The following is a 10513-nucleotide window of genomic DNA, read 5'->3' as shown; positions in this document are numbered from 1 at the left end:
AGCTTCGTCGGCAGCGTCAGATGTGTATAAGAGACAGATATATCCCCGTGCCCTAAGTTCACTGCTTCTTTTTCTAACTTCTGTAATATGTATGAAGCTACCCCTTTTCCTTGATAATCTTTATGCGTAAATAAGCGATCTATGTAATGCTCATCATTATAATCCCCAAACCCCACTATCACACCTCTATACTCAGCAACGTAACAAATATTCTTTTCTAAAGACTGTAGCCATCTTTCTCTATCTAGTCGCTTTGGCGCCCATGCCTGTAGCTGTAACTCGATATAATCTCTTGCATTCACCGTATGAACTGTTTCATAGAACAATTGTAATACTGTTTCTAAATCCTTTTTCTGGAATGTCCTAATTATAATATCCGTTAACATATATGAGTCTCCTTACTAAACTAACACTCGGCTTTCTACTATAATAAGATTCAATATTGCTGCTTTATTATACCTTTTTTCTTTTTATACAAACAAAAAAACAACACTTATTCAAAGTATTGTTTTTTTGTATAAAAGCATTTTCAATTACTCTATAAATTAAAATTTTTATTATTTTAATTTCACTCTTTGCAATCTTAGTGCATTTAATACGACTGATACCGAGCTAAATGCCATCGCCGCCCCTGCAACCCAAGGTGCTAAGAAACCTAATGCTGCAATTGGGATCCCTAAGCCATTATAAGCTAACGCCCAGAATAGGTTTTGCTTAATATTTCTAATCGTCATTTTACTCATAAAAATTGCATCGGCAATACTATTTAAATCACCACGGATTAACGTAATATCCGCCGCTTCCATCGCTACATCCGTTCCTGTTCCAATTGCCATACCAATGTCTGCTGTAGCAAGAGCAGGAGCATCATTTATTCCATCTCCAACCATCGCTACTTTCTTACCTTGCGCTTGCAGTTTTTTCACTTCTTCTGCTTTTCCTTCTGGCAATACTTCTGCAATTACGTGATCAATACCAACTTGCCCTGCAATTGCCTGAGCAGTTTGTGTATTATCCCCTGTAATCATAACAACGTCTAGACCCATTTTCTTAAGTCGTGCGATAGCTGCTTTTGAAGTATCTTTTACAGTATCCGCAACAGCAACTATTCCAGCATACTCCTTATCTATCGCTATTAACATTGCTGTTTTTCCTTCTCGCTCTAGCTCTTCCATCGATTTAGAAACTTCTTCAATATCAATATTAAACTTCGTCATTAATCGACGTGTACCAATTAATAATTGTTTCCCTTCAACAATCGATTCAATACCGAACCCAGGAATTGCTTCAAATGTTTCCGAACTTGGTATATCAATTTTCTTTTCTTTAATTCCTTCTACTATCGCTTCTGCAAGTGGGTGTTCAGAATTTTTTTCTGCCGCTCCTACTAAACGTAGTATTTCTTCTTCATGGAATCCATCTGCTACAATTATATCTGTTAACACTGGCTTCCCATTTGTCACAGTACCCGTTTTGTCTAAAATAACCGTATCTAATCGGTGCGTTGCTTCTAAATGCTCTCCACCTTTAAATAAAATACCATACTCAGCTGATCTTCCTGATCCAGCCATAATAGATGTAGGTGTCGCAAGACCTAACGCACATGGGCAAGCGATAACAAGTACTGCTATCATTTTCTCAAGCGCTCCGCCAAAATCACCAGGTGTAACAAATATCATCCACACTGCAAATGTAATAATAGCAATCACAACTACAACCGGTACGAAAATACCAGAAATTTGATCAGCTACCCGTTGAATAGGCGCTTTCGATCCTTGCGCTTCTTCTACTACTTTAATAATTTGAGCTAATGCCGTATCTCTACCTACCTTAGTTGCTTTAACTTTTAAAAATCCATTTTTATTTATTGTAGAACCAATTACTACATCTCCAATTGTTTTATCAACTGGAATACTTTCACCCGTTAACATCGATTCATCAATCGCAGATTTTCCTTCTACAATTTCTCCATCAACCGGTATTTTTTCACCAGGTTTTACATAAACGATATCACCAGCTACCACTTCTTCGATTAAAATCTTCATTTCTGTTCCATCTCGCACAACTGTAGCTGTTTTCGCTTGTAATCCCATTAACTTTTTAATTGCTTCTGATGAACGTCCCTTTGCCTTTGCTTCAAATAATTTACCTAAAATAATTAATGTAATAAGTACCGCACTCGTTTCAAAATATAAATCTGTCATATGTTCCGAAGAACCAATAGATTGAATACTTAAATATACACTATAGAAATAAGCGGCCGACGTTCCAAGTGCCACGAGGACATCCATATTCGCACTTTTATTACGTAACGCTTTATAAGCTCCAATATAAAACTGTCCACCAATGATAAATTGAACAGGAGTTGCAAGGGCTAGCTGTACCCAAGGGTTCATTAGCATATCAGGTAAATAAATAAACGATGTAAATGAGAAATGACTCACCATTGCCCACAATAACGGGAATGATAAAATAAACGAAATAATAAATTTCTTCTTTTGTCGTTCAATTTCTTGTAAGCGATGATCTGTTGATCCATCTTGCTCATCTGATTTCACTTCTAATTTATATCCTAACTTTGTAATCGTACTCTTCATTTCATTTACACTGACTTCATCAGGATTAAAGTCTACCGTTGCCGACTCTAAAGCGAAATTAACCGTCGCTTTGTTCACACCATCTAACTTATTTAAACGCTTTTCAACTCTATTCGCACATGCTGCACATGTCATTCCTGAAACAGTAAATTCAGCTTTATCACTTACAATTCCATATCCTAACGATTCAACTTTTTCTTTAAAGTGTTGCGGATTTGTTTTAGTTGGATCGTACATTATTTTTGTTTTTTCAAGTGCAAAATTTACATTTGCATCATGAACACCTTCTACTTTTTTCAGACCTTTTTCAATTCTATTGGCACATGCTGCACATGTCATTCCTGATATTTGAAGATTGGCCTCTTTTTGTTCATTCATGTCTCTCACCTCTATATACCCTTATAAGGTATAATTATTAGCAAAATAAATCGTACTTCGTTTAAAGTACGATTTATTTCCATATCTAAAAATAATTATTGAACATCGTATCCTTGATCTTCGATTACAGCAACGATATCTTTTAATGTTATAGCAGACGAGTCGATAGTAACTTCAACAGTTCCTTCTGCTAATTGAACCTTCACTTGTTCAACACCGTTTAGCTCTTTCACACTGCTTTCGATAGAGTTTACACAATGTCCACAAGACATACCTTCAACTTTTAATGTTAACTGTTCCATTTAAAATCCTCCTCTTGTTTCTTCATTGTTTGTTAATCACAACTACATTTTACCATACCCCCCTAAGGTAATCAATGGTTTTGTATCATGATTTTTCAATTATTTTCTAAACGTTTATTTTACACACAATTTTTCACTACAATACACCTAAATCCAATATACGAGTAAACAAAAAAAACAAGCCAGTTACATACTAGCTTGTTTTTACGCTTTTGAAAAACGTTCAAATACTGTCATTAATTCTTCAATTGCTTCGTCACCATTTCCATTTTTAATAGCTCCTGAAACACAATGACTCGTATGATTTTTTAAGACACCCATTCCTACTTTTTTCATCGCTGCATTAATCGCTGAAATTTGCACTAAAATATCAACGCAATAACGATCATTTTCAATCATATTTTGAATACCACGAACTTGTCCTTCGATTCTCTTCAATCTATTTATAATTTGCTCTTTTTCTTTTTCTGATCTATGTGTTACTGATTCATGCTCTTTATGATCCATATTATCACCTTCTTAAAATTTCTCTTCATCCAATAAAACAATTGCTTTTATGAGTATACTAATTATAGCATTAAATATCTATGTATGATACCCCATATGAGTATATTTCCACTTTATGATTATTCTTAACACATTATTAGCTTCTCAGTCTCAATTTTTATTATACCCTTTCCTTTTTGTAAAAAAATCATTATATCTCCAATCAAAATCCAATAAAGTGAAACTTTAATTAGCACTCCCCAATCGGGCTTTTACTGGTAGCCTGCCCGGCAAATAGCGGGATAAATTGAAACAATAATAAGCGGGGATTGTCCATCCCCGCTTATTATTCGCTTACAAATATAAAAGCCTCAATCTTCACACGTTTAAATTGAGACTTTTTTCTTCCTATATATAGTTATTGCTGATCACATACTTTTGTATCATTCACTACTGAAGTTCCTTCAACGGTCACCGTATGAAAACAATCATTCACTCGAACTGTCACAACATTATCTTGCCGATCAATGATATGATATTCATTAAAATTTTTATTCAGAGCACTGCGAATTTGTTCTCCTTCATAAATTGGGATGCCATGTGATAGAACCCAAATCAGTCCAGCGATAGCAAGAATAGTTTTCATACGATCTACCTCCTTGAGAATATAGTGAACTTTTAATCCGCGCTTTTTCAGCTCTATTCCTCTTGATTTGAATGAATCAAGCCTTTTTGGAAATAAGTTCATTTCGTCTATTTTATGTTTATGCTAATTGTGACGAAAATGTGACAACTTTTTGTCTCTTTAGACGAAAAGTTGAAACAAAACTTTCAAAAAGGACAATTCTACTTGAACAACACAAAAGACTATGGAAAATTTCCCCATAGCCTTTTGTTTGCATTTTATTAGACGATCACTTGATTAACTAACTTAAAAATGTGAATTTACTCCAATCACTAGCCTTTTAAACACTGGATACATGACTAATAAATCTCAACCCTTTACTTAAAGAAGTCGGCACAACAGATGCATGATTCTCTCCTTCTGCTTCATAAAACATAAATCTAAATTGATCGTGTTTTACTTGGAGAAGGCGCTCTGACAATTCATTTGCACCTACAACCATATGCTCTCGTTCAAGTGAACCAACTGTAAGAAATACTCCTGTTTTAACCTTTGCATTGTTTAATTCATTTATAAGATTCTCTTCTTTTTCAAGCACAGATTGGTTATTCCACCAAATAGATGGGCTACTAATAAAATAATTTTGAAAGGCATTTACGTTTGTAAATAATATATGTAAAGCAAATAGGCCACCTAGCGAATGCCCAAATAACGTTTGTTTTCCTTTATCAATCGCAAAACTTTTTTCAATTTGCGGTTTAACTTCTTCTTCAATAAAAGTAAAGAAGTTATGTGCTCCTCCTGTTTTAGGCCACGGTTTACCGTCTGGTTTTAAAGGAGCATCTTTTGAAATTACGCTAGGTGTAAAATCATAGCATCTTTCTTCTCCTGAAAATGCTCCTTCAATTGGATAACCCATACCTACTATAACGGCTGGTGAAACACCTGTTTTTTCAGCCCTTACTGATTGTATTTTAACCGCTTCATGAAATGTTTGAAAAAAGGCATTGCCATCTAATACGTATATGACAGGGTATCCTGAATCCGGTGCTGGTTGCCTCGGCTTTGAAATATGAATTTGATATTCCTTACCCTCTACTTTTGAATACATTTTCCACTGTTCTGTATTAGATGTAATAATCTGCTGTTTTTCAATAGTAGTATTCACCCTATCTCCCCCTTTTAGCTCGTTACATATATTTCTACTTTTTCTTCTTGAGATACAACACTATCATAACCGAAACAAACAGGAGCCCCATTATACGGGTCAATCATGACACGCGCATCAATATGAAATACTTCTTTTAAGACTTCATTTGTAATAATTTCTTCTGGACTACCAGTTGTAACAATTTTCCCATCTTTCATTGCAATAATTTCATCGGAAAACCTTGCTGCGTGGTTAATATCATGCAATACCATTACAATCGTACAGTTATGTTCTCTATTTAACTTTTCTACAATTTGCAATACATCTAATTGGTGAGACATATCAAGATATGTAGTCGGTTCATCTAATAGCAACACTTCTGTCTCTTGTGCTAAAGCCATTGCTAGCCATACCTTTTGTCGTTGACCACCTGATAAATTTGCAATTTGTCTCGTTCTAAATTCTGAAGTTTTCGTTATATCTAATGCCCAATCAATCATTTCTTTATCTTTTGAGGTTAACTTGTTTACGTTATTTCGATGTGGATAGCGTCCATAAGAAATTAATTCTTCTACTTTAAGCTCTCCTGGTGCAATCGGAGTTTGCGGAAGTAAAGCTAACAGCTTGGCAATTTCTTTCGTTGGAATTGTATTTAAATCCTTTCCTTGCAAATACACTTTACCGCTTTTTTGCTTTAAAATTCGTCCCATCGTTTTTAATAGTGTTGATTTACCGCACCCGTTTGGCCCTATAATTGTCGTTACTTTTCCTTCTTGTATTTCCACATTTAAATCGCGAAACACTGTAAGTTTTTCATAACTTGTTTCTAAATTTTTTGCACTTAACATACTCACTTTTATTCCTCCTCTTACGCTTTCGCCTTATAAAGTAAATATAAGAAATACGGTACACCGACAATAGAAATAACGATTCCAACTGGTAACTCTACAGGTGTGAAAACTGTTTTTGCAATAAAGTCTGAAGCAATTACAAGAAACATTCCGATTACTCCGCACGTAGGAATGATATGCTTATGCTGAATACCAACAAGTCTTTTCGCTATATGCGGTGCCATTAGTCCTATGAAACCAATACTTCCTGAAACAGCAACACATGCGCTTACAAGTCCGATACTACTTAATAGTAAAATTGATTTCTCTCTTTCTACTGAAACACCTAAACTCGTAATACTCGTTTCTTCCAATTGAAATAAATCTAATAAATAAGCTTTCTTCTGTATAAGTGGAATTAAAATGATAAGCCACGGTAACATAGCAATAATATACTTCCAGTTTGCACTATATATGCTTCCAGACACCCAAACTGCAGCCATCTCAAAATCAGTTGATTTCATTTTGAGTGATAAATACATAGAGAATGCGCCAAACCCTGAACCAATTGCAATCCCTGTTAACAAAAGTCGCTGCGAATCTAACTTACCGTTTTTCCAAGAAAACAGATAGATTATAATGGCTGCACCTAATCCACCAACTAGGCCAAACATCGGCATCATCATTATAGAAATCCAGTCTGTGCTCTTTAATTGTCCTTGAAAGAAAAACATAAAAATGACGATAGCTGTACCTGCTCCGGCATTTACTCCTAAAATACCTGGGTCCGCCAAACCATTTCTCGTAATCCCTTGAATTACAGCACCCGCAACGCCTAATCCTAATCCTACTAATCCAGCAATTACAATGCGCGGAAGACGAAACTCAAAAATAACTAAATCATGCTCTGGTAACGGATCTATTCTAAAAAGTGTTTTAAATACATCTGTAATCGTAATATCAAACGTTCCATTCGTTAAACTAATATAAATGGCACATAGTATTAAAAATATAATAATCCCCATCGTCATTCCAAAACGTTGACTTGAACTTTTAAGCATGTCTCTCTCCTCCTCTTGTACGGATTAAATAAAGGAAGAAAGGAATCCCAATTAAAGATGTAACGACTCCAATTGGCGTTTCAAATGGATAGTTTACAAATCTACTTAGTACATCACATAAAGCTAAGAAAACTCCACCAATAACACCCGCACATGGTAAAATCCACTTATAATCTACCCCAATAATAAAGCGAGTAATGTGTGGAATAATTAAGCCTACAAAACCAACTTTTCCTACTAAAGCAACTGCTGTTCCTGTTAAAAAAATTACTGATAAAATTGCCATCGCTTTTACTAGTTTTGTACGCTGCCCTAGATTAATAGAAACTTCTTCTCCTAAAGAAAGAATGGTAATAGATTTCGCTATTAACAGCGCTAAAACTATCCCAATTATCCCAAAAGGTATCGTGATTTTAATTATATTAGGGTCCACTTGGTCTAACTTTGCATTAAACCAAAAACTAACATTTTGAGAGATTTGAAAATACGAAGCCATCGCAGCTGATACACTGCTTAAAAATGTTCCAATAACTGTCCCTATAATTGCTAACCTAACAGGAGATAGGCCATTTTGAAGAAGTGAGCCAAAACCAAACACGATACCGGCCCCTAGTGCAGAACCAATCATTGAACATAAAACCATACCGATCGATGACATTCCTGGAAGAAAAATCATACATAGTGTAATAACAAAGGCTGCACCATCCGTCACACCCATAATAGAAGGGGATGCAAGATAGTTTCTTGTCATCCCCTGCATAAGTGCTCCTGATATGGCTAGAAATGCTCCGACTAAAAGAGCTGCAACTACCCTTGGTAAACGTGAAGTAATAATAATATTATGATTTACATCGCTTGAATCAAAATGAAATAATGCGTTCCACACTGTTTCAGCATCAATACTTTTCGCACCATACAAAATAGAAAGTATAACTGTAGCTAAGATGAGTATGGGTGCTATACATAATATAGTTACTGGTACTGCATTTGTTTTCTGCATATCATTCAACGCACCTTACTTATTGTATTATTTAGATAAATTTTTCACTGCTTCTTTTAAGAATGCTGTTTTACTCCAAGCTGTACCACCTTGTGCCATTGGATCCACAACGTTTACAAATACTTTCTTTTCTTTCGCAGCATTCATACTTTGCCAAATTGGATTGCTTTCAATTTCTTCTAGTACTTTCGGGTTTTTATTTTCACTTGCCTCGTATTGTAAGAAAATATAATCCGGGTTAAGTTCAGCAAGTTTTTCAAATGAAATTTTCTCTTGTGCTTTTACAGTTTTCAATTGCTCTGGAGCAGTTAGTCCAAGATCTTTATAAATGACAGGGTTAAAGTATACGCCTTCAGGATATAGGAATAATTCGTTTGCTCTTAGTCTAACGACAAGTACTTTTTTGTCTTTTAACTTATCTCCTAGTTTTGCTTTTGCTTTTTCAGCGTCCGCATTGTAATCTTTAATAATCTTTTCTGCTTTATCTTTTTTACCAGTTAATTCTCCCATTAACTTTAAGTTATCTTCCCAATTTGTTGAAACGTGTGATACTGGGAACGTCGGAGCTACTTTCGTAAACTTTTCAGCTGTTTCTGCTGGGAATTTCGTACTTGATGTAATAACATCTGGTTTTAATTGAAGTAATGTTTCAAAATTCGGTTGCATTTTCTCACCAACAGATTTTGCACCCTCTAAATCTTTTTCAAGATACTTTGGTAATTTACCACCTACAGTAATCGCACCAACTGGTTTAATTCCAAGTACTGCCGCATCTTCCATTGACTCTAAACTAGCTGTCGCAATTTTATCTACTTTTGCTGGCACTGTATATTCTTTACCTAAATATGTAATTTTTCGTTTTTCATCTTTTTTTGTTTCCGTAGCTTTTGTCTGTTGCTTTTGCTCCCCTGAAGTTTTATCCGCACTATTACATGCCGCTAACCCTACACTTAAAACTGTAACCATCCCTAATGTAAATAACTTCTTGTTCATCTTTATATATCTCCTCTCGAAACCTGTAAATAGATTATTTTTATATAAAAACTTAACTACATGAAACTTGTTCTAAGCATATATTTCATTAGATTAATAATTTTATCCGGAACTCATTCCCATTCACTTCCCCTAAACTATAATTCTTTTATACTTCATCCATTGATAATTCTTTTCACTGATAATGATTATCGTTACTAAGTATATATTTAATATGTAATTATTTCAAGAATGATTTGAAAAATTTTAACAAACTGAATTAAAAAGAAGTATCCGCCTATTATTAGCGAGATACTTCTTTTTTTAGAAATTTATATGTAATTCAACTGGACAATGGTCTGATCCTATTATTTCACTGTTAATTTTCGCATCCGTTATTTGCCCTTTTATTCTGTCCGAGACAACAAAATAATCTAAACGCCATCCGATATTTTTCGCTCTTGCTCCCATACGATAGGACCACCAAGAGTATGCACCTTCCTGATTAGGATAAAGGTGACGGTACGTATCAACAAATCCTTCTTCTAAAATACGTGTAAACTTCTCCCTTTCTTCATCAGAGAATCCAGGGTTTTTACGGTTACTTTTTGGATTTTTTAAATCTATTTCTTTATGAGCAACATTTAAATCTCCACAGAAAATAACTGGTTTCTTTTCATCTAATTGCTTTATGTAAGCCCTGAAATCATCTTCCCATTCCATTCTGTAATCTAAACGCTCTAATCCTCGTTTTGAGTTTGGCGTATATAACGTTATCATGTAAAAATCTTCGAATTCTAAAGTAATGACTCTTCCTTCTTGATCATGCTCTTCAATGCCTAAACCGTACGTAACAGAAAGCGGTTCTTTTTTCGTAAAAATTGCCGTTCCTGAATAGCCTTTTTTCACAGCATAATTCCAATATGTATAATATCCCTCTAGATTTAAATCAATTTGTCCACTCTGTAATTTAATTTCTTGTAGACAAAATATATCTGCATTGGCTTCCTCAAGATATTCTAAAAATCCACCTTTTGTGATAACTGCACGTAAACCATTTACATTCCATGAAATTAACTTCACTTATAATCCTCCTCTTGCTGTTCACTTTC

11 protein-coding genes are annotated in these 10513 nt (G+C 34.7%); all 11 read right to left on the bottom strand.

From position 1 onward, the window contains the following. The coding region (locus tag JDS92_RS13830; RefSeq protein ID WP_199632045.1) for a GNAT family N-acetyltransferase at nucleotides 1–386 on the bottom strand (386 nt) is incomplete at its 3' end. A 171-nt stretch (nucleotides 387–557) separates the two neighbouring features. Beyond that, nucleotides 558–2975 carry a heavy metal translocating P-type ATPase gene (locus JDS92_RS13825; RefSeq protein ID WP_097953950.1) on the bottom strand — a complete coding sequence of 806 codons (2418 nt, stop codon included), beginning with the start codon at nucleotides 2973–2975 and terminating at the stop codon, nucleotides 558–560. Between the two features lie 95 nt (nucleotides 2976–3070). Then, a complete protein-coding gene (gene copZ / locus JDS92_RS13820; RefSeq protein WP_000436968.1) occupies nucleotides 3071–3277 on the bottom strand; it encodes a copper chaperone CopZ in 207 nt (68 codons plus the stop codon). Nucleotides 3278–3481: 204 nt separating this feature from the next. Then, the gene (locus JDS92_RS13815) at nucleotides 3482–3784 is read right to left on the bottom strand and encodes a metal-sensing transcriptional repressor (protein ID WP_000349642.1); all 303 of its coding nucleotides are present in this window, start codon (nucleotides 3782–3784) and stop codon (nucleotides 3482–3484) included. A gap of 397 nt (nucleotides 3785–4181) precedes the next feature. After that, nucleotides 4182–4409, bottom strand: a complete 228-nt coding sequence (locus tag JDS92_RS13810; RefSeq protein ID WP_000849103.1) for a hypothetical protein — start codon at nucleotides 4407–4409, stop codon at nucleotides 4182–4184. A gap of 319 nt (nucleotides 4410–4728) precedes the next feature. Then, the gene (locus JDS92_RS13805) at nucleotides 4729–5556 is read right to left on the bottom strand and encodes an alpha/beta hydrolase (protein WP_098711849.1); all 828 of its coding nucleotides are present in this window, start codon (nucleotides 5554–5556) and stop codon (nucleotides 4729–4731) included. A 14-nt stretch (nucleotides 5557–5570) separates the two neighbouring features. Beyond that, nucleotides 5571–6392: an ABC transporter ATP-binding protein gene (locus JDS92_RS13800; RefSeq protein WP_097957688.1), complete on the bottom strand. Its 822-nt coding sequence runs from the start codon at nucleotides 6390–6392 to the stop codon at nucleotides 5571–5573. Nucleotides 6393–6406: 14 nt separating this feature from the next. Beyond that, nucleotides 6407–7429, bottom strand: coding sequence for a FecCD family ABC transporter permease (locus JDS92_RS13795; protein ID WP_000920445.1), 1023 nt, complete (start codon nucleotides 7427–7429; stop codon nucleotides 6407–6409). Then, nucleotides 7422–8429 carry a FecCD family ABC transporter permease gene (locus JDS92_RS13790; RefSeq protein WP_001173039.1) on the bottom strand — a complete coding sequence of 336 codons (1008 nt, stop codon included), beginning with the start codon at nucleotides 8427–8429 and terminating at the stop codon, nucleotides 7422–7424. The genes JDS92_RS13795 and JDS92_RS13790 overlap by 8 nt, the downstream gene beginning before the upstream one ends. 27 nt (nucleotides 8430–8456) lie before the next feature. After that, nucleotides 8457–9422, bottom strand: coding sequence for an iron-hydroxamate ABC transporter substrate-binding protein (locus tag JDS92_RS13785; RefSeq protein WP_001035500.1), 966 nt, complete (start codon nucleotides 9420–9422; stop codon nucleotides 8457–8459). A gap of 303 nt (nucleotides 9423–9725) precedes the next feature. After that, a complete protein-coding gene (locus JDS92_RS13780; protein WP_199632044.1) occupies nucleotides 9726–10484 on the bottom strand; it encodes an exodeoxyribonuclease III in 759 nt (252 codons plus the stop codon). Between the last annotated feature and the right edge of the window lie 29 nt (nucleotides 10485–10513).

Origin of the sequence: Bacillus cereus group sp. N12 (assembly GCF_016483575.1) — a bacterium.
Taxonomy (GTDB): domain Bacteria; phylum Bacillota; class Bacilli; order Bacillales; family Bacillaceae_G; genus Bacillus_A; species Bacillus_A toyonensis.
Note: the sequence above shows the minus strand (reverse complement) of the source record. Positions and strands in the feature narration are given on the sequence as shown.